Annotated in this window: 12 protein-coding genes and 1 pseudogene; 5 read left to right on the top strand and 8 right to left on the bottom strand. The window is 67.4% G+C overall.

Translation table 11 applies throughout. From position 1 onward, the window contains the following. Nucleotides 1-158: 158 nt before the first annotated feature. The 4 genes from GLA29479_RS06755 to GLA29479_RS06740 all read right to left on the bottom strand — a co-directional run bounded on the left by GLA29479_RS06755 (nucleotide 159) and on the right by GLA29479_RS06740 (nucleotide 3685). Nucleotides 159-1433 (bottom strand): OprO/OprP family phosphate-selective porin, encoded by a 1275-nt coding sequence (locus GLA29479_RS06755; protein ID WP_057917516.1) that lies wholly within the window; start codon nucleotides 1431-1433, stop codon nucleotides 159-161. A gap of 145 nt (nucleotides 1434-1578) precedes the next feature. Next, complete coding sequence (gene nth, locus GLA29479_RS06750) at nucleotides 1579-2370, bottom strand: endonuclease III (protein ID WP_425599973.1); 792 nt, start codon at nucleotides 2368-2370, stop codon at nucleotides 1579-1581. An 83-nt stretch (nucleotides 2371-2453) separates the two neighbouring features. Further along, the gene (locus GLA29479_RS06745; RefSeq protein ID WP_082638984.1) at nucleotides 2454-2837 is read right to left on the bottom strand and encodes a hypothetical protein; all 384 of its coding nucleotides are present in this window, start codon (nucleotides 2835-2837) and stop codon (nucleotides 2454-2456) included. A 65-nt stretch (nucleotides 2838-2902) separates the two neighbouring features. After that, nucleotides 2903-3685, bottom strand: coding sequence for an enoyl-CoA hydratase-related protein (locus tag GLA29479_RS06740; protein WP_057917517.1), 783 nt, complete (start codon nucleotides 3683-3685; stop codon nucleotides 2903-2905). Nucleotides 3686-3921: 236 nt separating this feature from the next. On the opposite strand from GLA29479_RS06740, the gene GLA29479_RS06735 reads away from it, so the two are divergent. The 4 genes and pseudogenes from GLA29479_RS06735 to GLA29479_RS06715 all read left to right on the top strand — a co-directional run bounded on the left by GLA29479_RS06735 (nucleotide 3922) and on the right by GLA29479_RS06715 (nucleotide 8628). Next, complete coding sequence (locus GLA29479_RS06735; protein WP_057917518.1) at nucleotides 3922-4608, top strand: FKBP-type peptidyl-prolyl cis-trans isomerase N-terminal domain-containing protein; 687 nt, start codon at nucleotides 3922-3924, stop codon at nucleotides 4606-4608. Nucleotides 4609-4780: 172 nt separating this feature from the next. Then, nucleotides 4781-5643, top strand: a pseudogene (locus tag GLA29479_RS06725) (CoA pyrophosphatase). Continuing rightward, nucleotides 5640-6491 (top strand): sulfurtransferase, encoded by an 852-nt coding sequence (locus tag GLA29479_RS06720; protein ID WP_057971148.1) that lies wholly within the window; start codon nucleotides 5640-5642, stop codon nucleotides 6489-6491. Before GLA29479_RS06725 ends, GLA29479_RS06720 begins: the two are co-directional and overlap by 4 nt. Nucleotides 6492-7248: 757 nt before the next feature. After that, on the top strand, nucleotides 7249-8628 hold the full coding sequence (locus GLA29479_RS06715; RefSeq protein ID WP_057971147.1) for a substrate-binding domain-containing protein: 1380 nt from the start codon (nucleotides 7249-7251) through the stop codon (nucleotides 8626-8628). Between the two features lie 124 nt (nucleotides 8629-8752). Here GLA29479_RS06715 and GLA29479_RS06710 read toward each other — a convergent pair whose 3' ends face one another. Together GLA29479_RS06710 and GLA29479_RS06705 are read right to left on the bottom strand one after the other, a co-directional pair. After that, entirely contained in the window at nucleotides 8753-9511 is a 759-nt protein-coding gene (locus tag GLA29479_RS06710) for an enoyl-CoA hydratase/isomerase family protein (RefSeq protein WP_057971146.1), read from the bottom strand. Beyond that, nucleotides 9508-11076 (bottom strand): DUF4139 domain-containing protein, encoded by a 1569-nt coding sequence (locus GLA29479_RS06705; protein WP_169795622.1) that lies wholly within the window; start codon nucleotides 11074-11076, stop codon nucleotides 9508-9510. The genes GLA29479_RS06710 and GLA29479_RS06705 overlap by 4 nt, the downstream gene beginning before the upstream one ends. 94 nt (nucleotides 11077-11170) lie before the next feature. On the opposite strand from GLA29479_RS06705, the gene GLA29479_RS06700 reads away from it, so the two are divergent. Then, nucleotides 11171-11620: a copper chaperone PCu(A)C gene (locus GLA29479_RS06700; RefSeq protein WP_031371917.1), complete on the top strand. Its 450-nt coding sequence runs from the start codon at nucleotides 11171-11173 to the stop codon at nucleotides 11618-11620. A gap of 70 nt (nucleotides 11621-11690) precedes the next feature. Here GLA29479_RS06700 and GLA29479_RS06695 read toward each other — a convergent pair whose 3' ends face one another. Then, nucleotides 11691-12101: an acyl-CoA thioesterase gene (locus GLA29479_RS06695; RefSeq protein ID WP_057973093.1), complete on the bottom strand. Its 411-nt coding sequence runs from the start codon at nucleotides 12099-12101 to the stop codon at nucleotides 11691-11693. Nucleotides 12102-12253: 152 nt separating this feature from the next. Further along, nucleotides 12254-15175, bottom strand: a complete 2922-nt coding sequence (uvrA, locus tag GLA29479_RS06690; RefSeq protein WP_057971144.1) for an excinuclease ABC subunit UvrA — start codon at nucleotides 15173-15175, stop codon at nucleotides 12254-12256. Between the last annotated feature and the right edge of the window lie 255 nt (nucleotides 15176-15430).

The raw sequence follows: 15430 nt of genomic DNA, 5'->3' as shown, positions 1-15430 counted from the left end.
TCAATGACAGTCACGAGGCGAAAACATGACAAGGACGTGACATCCCTTTCTTTCCGACGCGCGGTGCGCGCAAAAGAAGGGCGCGGCCTAGGCCGCGCCCGTAACGATCGTTGCCGATCGAGGGGGAGAGATGTCCGATCGGAGCGGTAAGCCGCGGCTTACCAGTAGAACTGCACGCGCGCCGAGATCACGTTCGGGCTGTCGTCGACCACGCGGTTGAAGGTGCGGTTGTTGTAGGCCGCGGTCTGCGAGTAGGTGGCGCTGGTCTTGCCGATGTAGCGCGAGCTGTCGACGATCGAGTAGTCGAGCATGAACTTGAAGTTCGAGCGCCAGTACCAATTCACGCCGACCGTCCAGGCGTCCATTTCACCGCCGAGCACGCCGTCGACGATCGGTGCGGCGGTCGGGGTCGCGCCCGGGCGCAGCGAGCCGTCGTTGAGGTCGACCTTGTCGTAGCGCAGGCCGACCTGCCACATGCCGCTGGCGGGCTCGTCGGGCAGCGGGGTGGTCGGCACGCCCGCCTTGTAGCCCCAGGTCTCGCCGGTGATGTTCCACACGCCGCTGACGTAGAAGCTGTCGCCGCTGAACTTCTTGCCCGGCTGGGCGATGGAGCGGGTGGCGTAGCGGTCGAACTCCGAACGCATGTACTCGGCCTGGACCTTGACCGGGCCGTGCACCCACATCGCTTCGGCGCCGATGGTGTTCTGGCGATCGACGTTGAGCAGGTTACCGGTGTCGACCAAGCGGCCGGCGGCGAGGTCGACCTGCGGACGGGTGCGGATGCGCACGGTGTCGGCGTCGGTATCGAGGTCGACGTAGGACAGGCCGAGGTGGAGGATGTTGCCCTTCTCGTTGATCGGGGCGAAGGTGCCGCGCAGGCCGTAGCCCGAGCCGTGGGCGAGGTTACGGGTCAGCTCGCGGCCGAAGTAGCTCGCGGTCAGGCTCCAGTCGTTGGTGCCGTAGCTGTAGGCGGCGCCGAGGCGGCGCGCCACGCCGAAGGTGTTGGTCACCATCGCCTTGGAGATGAAATCGTTGTTCTTGGTCGAGGACAGCTCTTCCAGGCTGTTGGGCTGCTTGTACTGGCCGACCTGGATGTAATGGTTGGCGTTGCCGCCGAGCTTGTACTTCAGGTTGACGTCGAGGAACTTGTCGGCCTTGGCGTCGTAACCGGCGACCCACTCGATGTTGCCCGGGCCCTTGCCCTTCAGCACCAGCTCGGCGCGGCGCAGTTCGTTGTCGTTGTCCTTGCCGTCCGGCACGTCGGCGTTGAGGTTGAGGACGTCGCTGTTGAAATCGTTGTAATCCGCCTGCAGCAGACCTTCGAAGGTGACTTCCGAGTCGCCGATGACGTCGAGTGCGATTTCGGCGTGCGCGGCGGGCGCTGCGAGAGCGGCGAACAACGCGACGGCAAGGGTGTTGCGGGAGAGTTTCATGGTCTAGCCCTGAGGCGTGGAGTGATGGCGCGCAGGCTAGAGTGTGAAAGTTGCGTAAATGTGACAGATCTGACTTATTTCGCAGGCATGACGCTGCGATGACGCTCGCGCAAGCGCGCGGCGCCGATTCGAATTGCTTTTGAAATCAAGCCGCTATGGGCTCGGGTTCGCCTGGCGTTTTGTCCGCGAAGCGGCACAGATCACGGATCGCGCAATGCGGGCAATCGGGCTTGCGTGCCTTGCAAACGTAACGTCCGTGCAGGATCAGCCAGTGATGCGCGTCGTGCAGATAGGGCGCGGGCACCGCCTTGAGCAGGCCGTCCTCGACCGCGCGCACGTCCTTGCCGGGCGCCAGGCCGGTGCGGTTGGAGACCCGGAAAATGTGAGTATCCACGGCCATGGTCGGTTCGCCGAAGGCGGTGTTGAGCACGACGTTGGCGGTCTTACGGCCGACCCCGGGCAGGGCTTCGAGCGCGGCGCGGTCGTGCGGCACTTCGCCGCCGTGCCGTTCGAGGAGCTGTTGCGACAAGGCGATCACGTTCGCGGCCTTGGTGTTGAACAGGCCGATCGTGGCGATGTAGGGCTTGAGCCCGTCGACGCCGAGTGCGGCGATCGCCTGCGGCGTGTTGGCGACCGGGAACAGCTTGCGCATGGCCTTGTTGACGCCGACGTCGGTGGCCTGCGCCGACAACACCACCGCGACCAGCAACTCGAACGGCGTGCTGTATTCGAGCTCGGTGGTCGGCTTCGGGTTCAAGGCCTGCAGACGCGAGAACATCTCCTCGATCTCGGCCGGAGCGAGACTGGGGACGCGTTTGCCGGCCGGTTTCGCGGTCTTTTTTGCGGCCGGCTTGGTCGTAGCGGGCTTGCTCGCGGCGCGCTTGGCCGGGAATTTCGCAGCAGGTTTTGCGACCGCCTTCTTGGCGACTTTCTTGATCGCCTGCTTGAGCGTCTTGCTGGCGGCGTTCCTGGCGGGCTTGACGGCGGGCGGGGAGGTCTTGGCCATGCGGAGGGTGGGTCTCAGGTCGGTCCGCGCTGCGCGGCCTTGGCCTTGGCGCGGGCCAAGGCGGCCGCGGCGGCCGAAGGCAGGGCCGGGCGCTGCGTGGCGGGGGGAGAGGTGTCGGCGATCACGTGGTCGGCGGTGTTGCCGAGCGCGTGCTCGGGGGCGGGCGCCGCGGCGCGTTGTGCGGCGCGTTCGTCGGCGCGTCGCTGCAGGCGAAGGTTACGTGCGCGGTAACGTTCGCGCGCCGCCAGCGCGCGCAGGCGCGCCTCGCGCGTGCTACGCAGCGCCTGCGTGCAGGCGTCCGTGCACTGGCGACAGACGATGCCGTCGTCGAAGTTCGCGCTCAACAAACCGAGCGCGATCGCGGCATCCAGGTCGTCCTGCGCCAGGACGGCGACGATCGCATGCGCCGTCGCGCCGCGCGCATCGGCGCAAGCGCAGCGGCACGGCGCGGACGTGCGCTCGTTCACGTTCCGGCGAAAGCGGGCTTGCGCCGTTCGAGGAAGGCGGTGGTGCCTTCGCGCATGTCGTCGGTCGCGAACATCAGGCCGAACTGCGCGGTTTCGTATTCCAAACCTTCTTCGATCCCGCATTCGCCGCCGACCGCGATGCAGTCGAGCACGCCGCGCAGCGCCAGCGGCGCGGCCGCGGCGAGCTGTTCGGCGAGCTTGAAGGTCTCGGCTTCGAGCTCGGCCGCCGGCACCACCCGATTGACGATGCCCAGCTCGCGCGCACGCGCGGCGTCGATCGGGGTGCCGACCAGGCACAGCTCCAGGGTGGCGGCGCGGCCGGCCAGGCGCAGCAGGCGCTGAGTGCCGCCGAAGCCCGGGATCAGGCCGAGGTTGATCTCGGGCTGGCCGATCTTGGCGTTGTCGGAGGCGATGCGCAGATGGCAGCCCATCGCCAGTTCCAGGCCGCCGCCGAGGGCGAAGCCGTTGATCATGCCGATGACGGGTTTGGGCATCTTCTCGATCCGGCGCATCAGTTTCTGCCCGCGCTGGGAGAAATCGCGGCCCTGGACCGGGGTCAGGGTGTTCATTTCCGAGATGTCGGCGCCGGCGACGAAGGCCTTGGGGCCGGCGCCGGTCAGCACCACGGCGCGCACCGCCGGGTCGGCCGCGGCGGCCTCGAAGGCGGCCAGCAGGGCGTCCAGGGTCGCGGCATTGAGCGCGTTCAGCTTGTCGGGACGGTTGACGGTGATCTGGCGCACGGCGCCGCGATCGGCGATCAGCAGGGGCGATTCGGTCATGTGATGGCCGTAGGATTCCGGGGGAATGGGGGGCGGCAGGCAGGGAACTCCGGCCCTGCGTCGCGGTCTGATCCCCGGTCGTCAGTGGCGGTTAAGCGCTGCCGCCGGTATCCTAACTCGTCCTGTCGGGCACTTACGACCGACCCAGGGCTTCTACATCGGGGCATGATTGGACTATGCCCCTAGCCGATCGGGGCGACGCAGTCGCCCCGTGCCATTACCGGAGATTCCACCGAATGAAGTTGCGTTTGATTGCTGCCGCCGTTGCGGCCCTGGCACTGACCGCCGGCAACGCCGTCGCGCAGGACACTTCTTCCGAGAAGGGCAAGCTGAGCTATGCGCTCGGCTACGACCTCGGCCGCAACGCCGTCGAAAGCGGTGAGCAGGTCGATGTCAACACGATCGTCAAGGGTCTGCAGGACGGTTACGGCAAGAAGCCGCCGTCGGTGCCGGTCGACCAGCTGCGCACTGCCGTGCAGAACATGCAGAAGCGCCAGCAGGACAAGGCCAAGGCCGAGTGGGACAAGGCCGCTGCCGAAAACAAAGGCAAGAGCGACACCTTCATCAACGGCAATAAGGCCAAGGCCGGCGTGAAGGCGCTGCCGAGCGGCGTGCAGTACCGCATCATCGACACCGGTACCGGCGCCAAGCCGACCCAGGCCAGCACCGTCGCCCTGGAAGTCGCCGGTCCGTTCCCGTGGGGCCAGCGTCCGGAGCAGGCGCGTCCGGCCAACTCGATTCCGTCGATCAAGGTCAGCGAAATCGAAATGGCGGCGATGCGCGAAGTGCTGCTGCAGATGCCGAGCGGTTCGAAGTGGGAAGTGACCCTGCCGGCCGACAAGGCCTACGGCGCCGACCCGCGTACCCCGTACCCGCCGAACGTCGCCGTGCAGTTCGAAATCAAGCTGGTCAGCGTCAAGTAAGATCAGACAAGCGTCACAGACTTGCGCCGGCTAGCCCGGCGCAAGTCGTTTCTGGAGCGGGGCGGCGCGTCGGGCGATCCAAAGATCGATGCGCGGTACCCGATGTTTCGCACGGCCTGCCGATCGCATCGGTCGGGCTTTACGAGGTCGCCCCGCCAGGCACAATGGCGGCATGGCCTCGGTGGACGATATGACGACATTCCGCGCGGTGTTGAGTCCGTGCATCGGTGTCTGCCAACTCGGCGACGACGGCCTGTGCTCGGGCTGCCACCGGACCACGGCCGAAATCGCCCGTTGGTCGCAGATGAACGACGATGAGCGCCTGCGCCTGATGGAAGTAGTGTTGCCGCAGCGCGAGTCGAAGCTGCGGTGACTGCGCCTGCGCCAACGCCGGCCTTCATGGGCGCCGACTTTCTCGACGGCGATTCGCGCGAACGCACCCGCCTGTTGGCGGCGCTGCACCCGCTCGATGCAGCGCCCGAAAGCGACGGCTGGAACCTCGACGACCTGAGCGGGCTGTTGCCCGACGACGCCTCGCATGCGCAAGCCGCGGTGCTGGTCGGCCTGGTGCCGCGCGCCGACGGCGTGCAGGTGCTGCTTACGCGGCGCACCGACGGCCTGCGCCAACACGGCGGCCAGGTCAGCTTTCCCGGCGGTCGCATCGAACCCAGCGATGCCGACGCGGTCGCGGCTGCCTTGCGCGAGACCGAAGAGGAAATCGGCGTGCCGGCCGCGCTGATCGCGCCGCTCGGTTTCCTCGACCCGCTGGTGACGATCACCGGCTTTCGCGTGTTGCCGCTGGTCGCGGTGATCGACCCGGCCTACCTCGCTCGGCCCGATCCGAACGAAGTCGCCGAGGTGTTCGAAGTGCCGCTGGCCTTCCTGCTGGACCCCGACAACCTCACCACGCGCACTCTCGAGTACAAGGGCCGCGCGCGCCATGTGCTCGAATACCGCTATCCGAGCCAACGCATCTGGGGCGCGACCGCGTCGATGCTGTTGAACCTGCGGCAGCGATTGGAGACGACCCGATGAGCGACTGGACCACCCTGGTATCGGCCGAAGACCTCGCCGCCGCGCTGGGCCGCGACGATCTGATCGTCGTCGACGCGCGTTTCGGCCTCAACGACACCGAAGCCGGCGAAGCCGCCTATCGCCAGGCGCATGTACCCGGCGCGCGTTACGCCCACCTCGACCGCGACCTGTCCGATCACCGCAAATCCGGCGGCGGCCGTCATCCCTGGCCCGAGGCCGACGATTTCACCGCCGCGCTCGGGCGCTGGGGCATCACTGCGCAGCACCAGGTCGTGGTCTACGACAACGGCGACGGCGCCCTGGCCGCGGCGCGCCTGTGGTTCCTGCTGCGCGTGCTCGGCCACCAGCGCGTCGCCGTGCTCGACGGCGGCTGGCAGCGCTGGACCGCGCTCGGCCTGCCGAGCGACGACCTCGTGCCGACCCCGACAGCCACCCGCTACGAAGCCAGTTATGACGCGCGCCGGGTGCTGGATGCGCAGGACGTGCGTTCCTTGCTCGATTCCGGCGGCCTGCTGATCGACGCGCGCGCCGGCGAGCGTTTCCGCGGCGAAGTCGAACCGCTCGACCGCGTCGCCGGCCATGTGCCCGGGGCGCGCAACCGCCCGTATGCGAACAACCTCGCCGATGGCCGCTTCAAGTCGAGCGAAACGCTCGCCGGCGAATTCGCGCCCTTGCTCGCAGGATATGCGCCGGCGCAGACCGCGGTGATGTGCGGCTCCGGCGTGACCGCCTGCCATCATCTGTTGGCGATGGCGCATGCCGGTTTCGACGGTGCGGCGCTGTATACCGGGTCGTGGAGCGGATGGATCGAGGATCCGCAGCGGCCGGTGGCGGTGGGCGAGGGATGAGTTGATGGGGCTGCGGCGGTCCCATTCCCCTGTAGGAGCGACGTCCTACTGGATTTCCTTCGGCCGCAAGTCGCGACCACTGGACGCGCAGAACCAACAACGCCGATGCTACCCATCGAAGCGGCGTGCTTCCGCGAGGGTAGGAGCGGCGCAAGCCGCGACAGCGCCGTAACCGGTTTGCGGCGTTTCTCTCAAGCAAGATCAAGATCAAGATCAAGATCTAGATCAAACGCCAAAAGCTTCCGCCACTAAAGCGGCGGGTTACTTTCTTTTGTCATAAGCAACAAAAGAAAGCTAACCAAAGAAAAATGCTTCTTTTTGAATCACAAGCCCGCACGAGCGTTGCCGACGCAGGGATTTTTCATACGGGACATCCCTGTCCCGATGAAAAACGGCGCGCATCCCTCCGCGCCGCCGTCCGGGTCTTCGATGGCCTTCGCTAGTTCGAGAGTGCGCACAGCAACAGCAACAGCAAATCCTTATGCCAGCGGCCGTTGTCGGTGCGATGCTCCCGGGTAGGAGCGGCGTCCTACTGGATTTCCTTCGGTCACGAGCCGCGACCGCGATGTCGCCCGCTGCGTCGCGAGTCGCAGGCGCCTGCGTACTTCTGCAACTCGCGACCGCTTGTCGCTCGCTTGTTGCAGCTTGACGAAATAAGGGCATTCCACTTCGTCATTACTGTGCTTGCCGTCGCGTAATCGCAGCGTCACAGGCCGCACCCATCCTGCGCGCTGTTCGTACAGGGGGAGTGCGCGCCATGTCGCGTGCCGTTAGGTTGCCGTTCGTGTTGTTCCTGTTCGCATCGTTGTCTGCGATTGCGTTTCCCGCCCGTGCCCAGGACGCCGAACGCGTCCGCATCCACGGTTCTCAAACCCTCGGGCATGCGTTGGTGCCGGGCTTGGCCGAGGCCTGGCTACGCGATATCGGCTACTCCGACATGCGCATCCGTCGTCCGCGCCCGGCTTTGACCGAAATCCACGCCAGCCGCGACGGCCAGCCGCTGATCGTCGAGATCGCCGGCAGCGATTCGGCGCAGGGGTTTACCGATCTGGTCGAAGGCCAGGCGCAGATCGCGATGATGGCGCGGCGGCCGAACGCGGCCGAGCTCGATGCCGGCTGGCAGCTCGGCGATCTAGGCTCGCAGGACCAGGAGTTCGTGGTCGCGCTCGACGGCGTCGCGGTCGTCGTCAATCGCCGCAATCCGGTCGTGCGCCTGGATTTCGCTCAACTGCGCCGGCTGTTTTCCGGGCAGTCGCGGCAATGGCGCGAGTTCGGCGGCAACCAGGGCGAGGTACGGCTGCATCTCGATCCCGGCGCCGGTGCGGTGCGCGACTTGATGAACGACCGGGTCATGCTCGGTACGGCGTTCGGCGAAGCGCAGCGCCATCGCAACGCACGCGAATTGATCGCCGCGGTCGCGGCCGACCCCTTGGCGATCGGCCTGATCCCGATCGGCGAGCATTACGGCGGCGGCACCAAGCCGGTGGCGATCGCCGACGGCGGGCGCGCGATCGCGCCGACTCGCACCGAGGTGCTGAGCGAGGACTATCCCTTGAGCCGGCGCCTGTATCTGTACGGCGGCCAGATGATGGGCGCTCTGAGCCGCAGCTTCGCTTTGTATGCGATGACCCGCGCCGGCCAGCGTGCGGTCGCGCGCAGCGGCCATCTCGCGGTGACCCTGGTGCCGGGACGCGAGCGGCCGGTGTCGGCGGGGCCGGCGGAGTATCGCGAGCTGGTGGGCCGTGCGGTGCGCCTGCCGCTGAGCCTGCGCTTCAACTTCGGTGGTCCCGGCGAAAGCGGCGTGGCTGCGAATGTGTTCGACAGCCGTGCGGTGCGCGATTTGGATCGCCTGCGCAGCTTCATGGCGCTGCCGCCGAATCGCGGCCGGCGCTTGCTGGTGGTCGGATTCGCCGATGCCAGCGCCGGTTCGACGATGGCGGCGATGATGATGAGCAACGACCGCGCCGATCTGGTCGCCCAGGAGTTGATGTCGCGCGGCTTGCGGGTGGAACAGGCGCGCGGCATGGGCACGGCCTTGCCGCTGGCGGCTGCGTTGCCGGGCGGTGCCCGCAACCCGATCGCAGGCGATGCCGGCTCGCGCTATCGCAACGAGCGGGTCGAGGTGTGGCTGCTTTGAGCAGCAGTGATTACTGGGAATGAGTTACCAGGAGTGAGCAGTGAGTAAGAGCAGAGCCGGCCTTGGCTCTTACTCGTTCCTCACTGCTATTTACTCGCTACTCAACCTTTACTCACTACTCAACTCACTTGCCCAGCTTCGCCACCAGCGCCTTCAGCGCGCTCTGCGTATCCGGCGCATACCAGGCGTCGACGAAACGATCCAGCTCGATGTGCTCCGGCCGCAGGGCTTCGACCAGGTCGGCGCGGGCGAGCTGGCGGGTATGCAGCATCGCACTGCGCGGCAGGCTCAGCAGTTGTTCCAGCCAGACCCGGCCACGCTGCGCGACGTTTTCGATCTCGACCAATTCATCGACCAGCCCGATCCGCAGGGCGGTGTCGGCATCGACCATCTCGCCGCCGACCAGCAGACGCTCGGCGCGATAAGCGCCGACCACGCGCCGCATCAGGCGCTGGATGCCTTCGGGCGCGACCAGGCCGACCTGGGTTTCGTTGAGGCCGATCCGGTACGGGCCCGAGGCCATGATGCGGTAGTCGCAGCACAGCGCGAGTACGCAGCCGCCGGCCGGCGCGTGGCCGCCCAAGGCCGCGACCACCGGCAGCGGCGCCGCGGCGAGCGTGCGGGCGAGGCCGAAGAACGCTTGCCAGGCCAGCAGCAGGTGATCGCGCTGGTCGCCGAGCGAGAGCAGATACGGCACGTCGAGGCCGGCCGAAAACACCTTCGGCCCGCCGCTGAGGACGATGCCGTGGGCGCCGTGGTGCACGGCCTGTTCGATGGCTTCGCGCGTTTCGTTGCACAACTGCGGGTTGAGGGCGTTGACCGGCGCGCGCGCCAGGCGGATTTCGACGATGTCGCCGTGGGTCTGGGTTTCTACGAAGCTCATGGTTTGACGTCCTGGGGCCAGCGATAGCGCACGGTGTAGGTCAGCTTGGTTTCGCCGCCGGCGGGCACCGCCACCTCGAACTGGGCGTGGCGAGCGTCCTTCTTCTTCGACGGCAGGCTGGACGACACGATCTCCCAATCGGTCCAGCGCGGCAAGGGTTCGATCACCCGAACCGTGGCCTCGTGCTTCTTTGCGTTCTTGATCGTCACCGCAAACGATTCGGTGATCGTGCGTCCGGTACGGTCGAGCTGGAAACCAGTGGCGTCGCGGGTGCTGCTGAGGTCGAAGACCTTGCCGAGCTGCAAGCGGATCTCGGCGCCCTGCGGCGTGTGCGCGAGTTGCGATTCGCCGAGGAAATCCTTGCCGTCGAAGGCGCGCACGCGTCCAGCCGGCAACGGCAGGCCGAGGCCGGAGGCCTTGTCGTTCTTGAACTCGACCTTGGACATCACCGGCACGTCGCCGGTCTGGCCCTGGAAGTTCGGATCGATCAACGGCGTAGGCGGGCGCCAGTCGTTGTCGCCGGCCTCGATCGCGTAGATGCGTTCGCAAGCGACCGCACCGTTGCGCGGGAACAGGGCGATGCGTTCGGTGCTGCCGCTGCCGAGCGTGACCGGCTGCGGCAGATCGTAGGCGTGATACTCGCCGGCGGCGCGTTCGACCGGCATCGCCGCGTCGGCGGCTTGCGCGATCGGCGCAGCGGCGAAGCGCTCGGCATGGCCGCCCATGACGCCGACTTCCTCGCGGCGGGTGCGATTGGGCTCGCCGGCGACCAAGCTCAAACGGGTCTGGTTGAAGCCCGAGCCGGAACGATTGGCCACCAGCGCCGCGCCATCGAGCGCGAGCTTGCAGCCTTGGCCCGGCGTCAGCGTGGCGAGGTATTCGGCGCGCCAGGCCATGCCGCCCATCGGATACGACAGCACGAAATCGGCGTCGCCGGCCTTGTCGGCGCTGACCGTCCATTGCAAGGCCGATTGCCGCGGCAGCAGGTTGTCGTTGTCGACGAGGCTGAAGCTGTCGTAGCTGCGGATCACTTTGATGCGGCCGTCGTCGAGGGCGAGGGTCAGGCCGTCGCCGGCCGATAACAACACACCGGTATCGGTCTGCTTGGCGCCGCCGGCGGTGTGTTCGACCGTGACCTTGCGGCCGATCGCTACGCCGACCACGTTCTGCGCGCCCGAGACCGGGGCGATGTAGCGCTGTCCGACGATGGCGATGCCATTGCCGCGCGGCTGCAGCACCGCGGCCTCGGTGTCCATCGAAGGCGGCAGGGACTTGCTGGACAGCGCATTGCGGCCGCTCTTGAGCGTGTAGCGCAGAGGGCGTTCGACCAGCGCATAGCCGGGCATGCCGACATTGGGCGCCCGCGCAGTGGCCAGCGCCTCGTAATCGCCGCTGTAGACGGTGAGCCGGCTTTCGCCGCCGGGCGCATCGCTGGCGGGGGCTTCGGCAGGAGCCTCGGACCCTGCGGCGGGGCCGGCCGAAGATTTGTCGGCGTCGCCGGTCGGCGCGGCGGAACAGGCGGCCAATGAACAGGCCAGGGCAAGCAGGCTGAGCGGATGCTTCATCGTCGACTCCTTCATGGTCAACTCCTCCACAGGCGGGAGGTATCATAGGCCGATGAACGTATCTGGCATCCGAACGGGGTTGACGCTCGCCGCCATGCTGGCCGCGGCGTCGGTGTTTCAGGCCGGCGCGCAGGGCCGCGCCGTGCAGCAGGCGAAGGCGCCCGCGGGCAAAGCCTGCGCCGCGCAGGTGCGCGACGGCTGGGTGCGGATGCCGCCGATGCAGATGCCGATGATGGCCGGCTTCGGCCGCATCGAGAACCGTTGCTCGGTGCCGGTGACCATCGTCTCCGCGAAGAGCGCCGCGTTCGCCGACGTGTCCTTGCACGAGACGCGCATCGTCGACGGCGTCAGCAAGATGCGTGCGGTGCCCGAGTTGCGCATCGCCCCGGACGGTTCGGCCCAGCTTAAGCCGGGCGGCCTGCATTTGATGCTGATGCAGCCGCACAAGCCGCTCAAGGAAGGCAGCCGCGTCGCGGTCGAGTTCGCGCTCAAGGACGGCGGCTCGCTGTTCGGCGAGTTCGAGGTGCGCAAGGCGGCACCCTGAATCAACGGCCCATACAGGGCTGAAGGCGACGGCGCAGCGGCCGTCGCTTCAAACGACGATCAGATAATCGTCAAGCCGTGCACGCCGCGCGCACCGGCTCCGGCAAAGCGGCCGGTTGGCCGGTTTCGCGGTGGATCCACACCAGCACGACGTTGCCGTCGCAGTACACCGCCGAGGTATCGGTCGCACCGATGATGCGGTGGCCGATGCTGAGGCTGGTGTTGCCGAGGCGTTCGACGAACAGTTCGATGTCGAGCTCGTTCGGCCATTCGATCGGGCGGCGATAGTTGAGATGCGCGGCCGCGACCACCGGGGCGACGTGTTCGTCCATGCCGTGGCCGGGCAGGGTGACCATCCAGCGCAGGCGCGCTTCCTCGAGGTAGCTGAGGAACTTCGAGTTGTTGACATGGTTGAAGGCGTCGAGGTCGCGCCAGCGTACCGACAGCGGCACCCGGATCAGGGCCGGCGGCGTCGCCGCCACCGTAACCGCGACCTGCGCTGCGGCAGCCTCGGCGGTCTGGCTCGAAACGGTCGCAAGGTCCGTGGCCGGAGCTGCGGCGGCCTTGCGACTGCGCGGCGCACGCTTGCGCGGCGCCGCTTTCTTGCCGCCCGCGGGCGGCTGCTGGGTATCGGTCATGCAGCGGATTTCTTCTTGGCGCGCGACGCGGTCGCAGCGGGGGCGGATTTTTTCGCCGCCGGCTTCTTCTTCGCCGCGTCCGCCTTCGGCGTGCCGAGCAGCGGGGCGAGGAAGTGGCCGGTATGCGAATGCGGCAGCGCGGCGATCTGCTCCGGCGTGCCGGTGGCGAGGATGGTGCCGCCGCGATGGCCGCCTTCCGGTCCCAGGTCGATGACCCAGTCCGCGGTCTTGATCACGTCGAGGTTGTGTTCGATCACCACCACGGTATTGCCGTCGTCGCGCAGGCGGTGCAGGACCACCAGCAGATGCTCGATGTCGTGGAAGTGCAGGCCGGTGGTCGGCTCGTCGAGGATGTACAGGGTGCGGCCGGTGTCGCGCCGCGACAGCTCCTTCGACAGCTTGACGCGCTGTGCTTCGCCGCCCGACAAGGTGGTCGCGCTCTGGCCGAGCTTGATGTAGCTCAGGCCGACGTCCATCAGCGTTTCAAGTTTGCGCGCGATGGTCGGCACCGCCTCGAACAGGTTCAACGCCGCCTCGACCGTCATCGACAGCACGTCGTTGATGTTGTAGCCCTTGTACAGGACTTCCAGGGTCTCGCGGTTGTAGCGCTTGCCGTGGCAGACGTCGCAGGGCACGTAGACGTCGGGCAGGAAGTGCATCTCGACCTTGATCAGGCCGTCGCCCTGGCAGGCCTCGCAGCGTCCGCCGCGCACGTTGAAGCTGAAGCGGCCCGGCGAATAGCCGCGTGCGCGCGCTTCCGGCACCTGCGCGAACAGCTCGCGCAGCGGCGTGAACAGGCCGGTGTAGGTGGCCGGGTTCGAACGCGGCGTGCGGCCGATCGGCGACTGGTCGATGTCGACGACTTTGTCGAACAACTCCATGTTCTCGATCGAGCGGTACGGCGCCGGCGTCTGCGAGGCGCCGTTGAGTTCGTTGGCGGCGAGCACGTACAAGGTGTCGTTGATCAGGGTCGACTTGCCCGAACCGGACACGCCGGTGACGCAGGTCAACAGGCCCGAGGGGATGTCGAGGTCGACGTCCTTGAGGTTGTTGCCGGTGGCGCCGCGCAGATGCAGCATCGCCTTCGGATTCGGCTTGTGCCGGTTCTTGGGGATCTCGATCCGGCGCTTGCCGCTGAGGTATTGGCCGGTCAGCGAACGCGGCGCCTTCAGCACGTCGGCGAACTGGCCCTGGGCCACGACTTCGCCGCCGTGCACGCCGGCGCCAGGGCCGATGTCGACGATGTAGTCGGCCAGGCGGATCGCGTCTTCGTCGTGTTCGACCACGATCACGGTGTTGCCGAGATCGCGCAGCCGGGTCAGGGTGCCGAGCAGGCGCTCGTTGTCGCGCTGGTGCAGGCCGATCGAGGGTTCGTCGAGCACGTACATCACGCCGACCAGGCCGGCGCCGATCTGGCTGGCCAGGCGGATGCGCTGGGCCTCGCCGCCGGAGAGCGAATCGGCCTTGCGTTCCAGGGTCAGGTAATCCAGGCCGACGTCGACCAGGAAGCGCAGGCGGTCGACGATCTCCTTGACGATCTTGACCGCGATCTCGCCGCGCCAGCCCGGCAGTTCCAGGGCCTTGAAGAATTGCAGCGCCTCGTCGACCGGCAACACCACCAGTTCCGGCAGCGGGCGTTCGGCGACGAACACGTTGCGCGCGGCGCGGTTGAGGCGCGCACCGGCGCAGTCGGGGCAGGGACGTTGGCTGATGTACTTGGCCAGTTCCTCGCGCACTGCCGCCGACTCGGTTTCGCGGTAGCGGCGCTCCAGGTTCGGCACGATGCCTTCGAAGCGATGCTTGCGCTGGCTGCGGCCGCCGTTCTCGGTGAGGTAGGTGAAGCTGATCAGCTCATCGCCGCTGCCGTACAGCACCGCCTTCTGCACCGTCGCCGACAGCGACTGCCAGGGCGCATCGACGTTGAATTTGTAGTGCTTGGCCAGCGACTGGATCAACTGGAAGTAATAGGCGTTGCGGCGGTCCCAGCCGCGCACCGCGCCGGCCGAGAGCGACAGCTCCGGATGCACGACCACGCGGCCCGGATCGAAGAACTCGGCGACGCCGAGGCCGTCGCAGGTCGGGCAGGCGCCGACCGGCGAGTTGAACGAGAACAGCCGCGGTTCCAGCTCGGGCAGCGAGTAATCGCAGACCGGGCAGCTGTACTTCGAGGAGAACAGCAGCGGCGCGGCGTCGGCCTTGTCCAGCGAATACACCTGGGCCATGCCGTCGCCGAGCTTGAGCGCGGTCTCGAACGACTCGGCCAGGCGCTGCTTGATGTCGTCGCGCGGGCGGAAGCGGTCGACCACCGCTTCGATGGTGTGCTTGACCCGCAGCGCCAGCGGCGGCACCGCGTCGATCTCGTACAGCTCGCCGTCGACGCGCACGCGCACGAAGCCCTGCGCGCGCAGTTGCTCGAACACCTGGGCGTGCTCGCCCTTGCGCTCGCGGATCACCGGGGCCAGCAGCATGTAGCGCTGCTCGGGGTCCAGCGCCAGCGCCTGGTCGACCATCTGGCTGACGGTCTGGGCTTCGAGCGGGTAGTGATGATCGGGGCAACGCGGCGCGCCCACGCGTGCGTACAGCAGACGCAGGTAGTCGTAGACCTCGGTGATCGTGCCAACGGTCGAGCGCGGGTTGTGCGAGGTGGATTTCTGCTCGATCGAGATCGCCGGCGACAGGCCTTCGATGTGGTCGACATCGGGCTTTTCCATCACCGACAGGAACTGTCGGGCATAGGCCGACAGTGATTCGACGTAGCGTCGCTGGCCTTCGGCGTAGATCGTGTCGAAGGCCAGGGAGGATTTACCGGAACCGGACAAGCCGGTGATCACGATCAGCTTGTCGCGCGGCAGATCGAGATCGATGTTCTTGAGGTTGTGCGTCCGCGCGCCGCGGATGCGGATGTAGTCCAGCGCCATCGGGTGCCTGCAAGGGGGGAGGGCTGCCGGCGCGAAACGCGACGGCGAACAGAGGAGCGTATCGAGTGGGCTAGGTGGGGGCAAATCCGGAAAACGGAAGCCTTGGGACCATCCGCGCGAGGCCCGTGGGGCCTGGGGTTCACCGATGGCGGCCGCGGCGCCGGCCGGCGCGCATCGGCGTGCGTGCCGGCGGAGTGCGCAAACACGACGGGGGCCGTCGGCCCCCGTCGGACTCATTCAGCTTGCAAGACCGGG

This window comes from Lysobacter antibioticus (assembly GCF_001442535.1).
Classification (GTDB): domain Bacteria; phylum Pseudomonadota; class Gammaproteobacteria; order Xanthomonadales; family Xanthomonadaceae; genus Lysobacter; species Lysobacter antibioticus.
The sequence above is the reverse complement of the archived record's forward strand: the minus strand, read 5'-3'. Positions and strand labels throughout refer to the sequence as shown.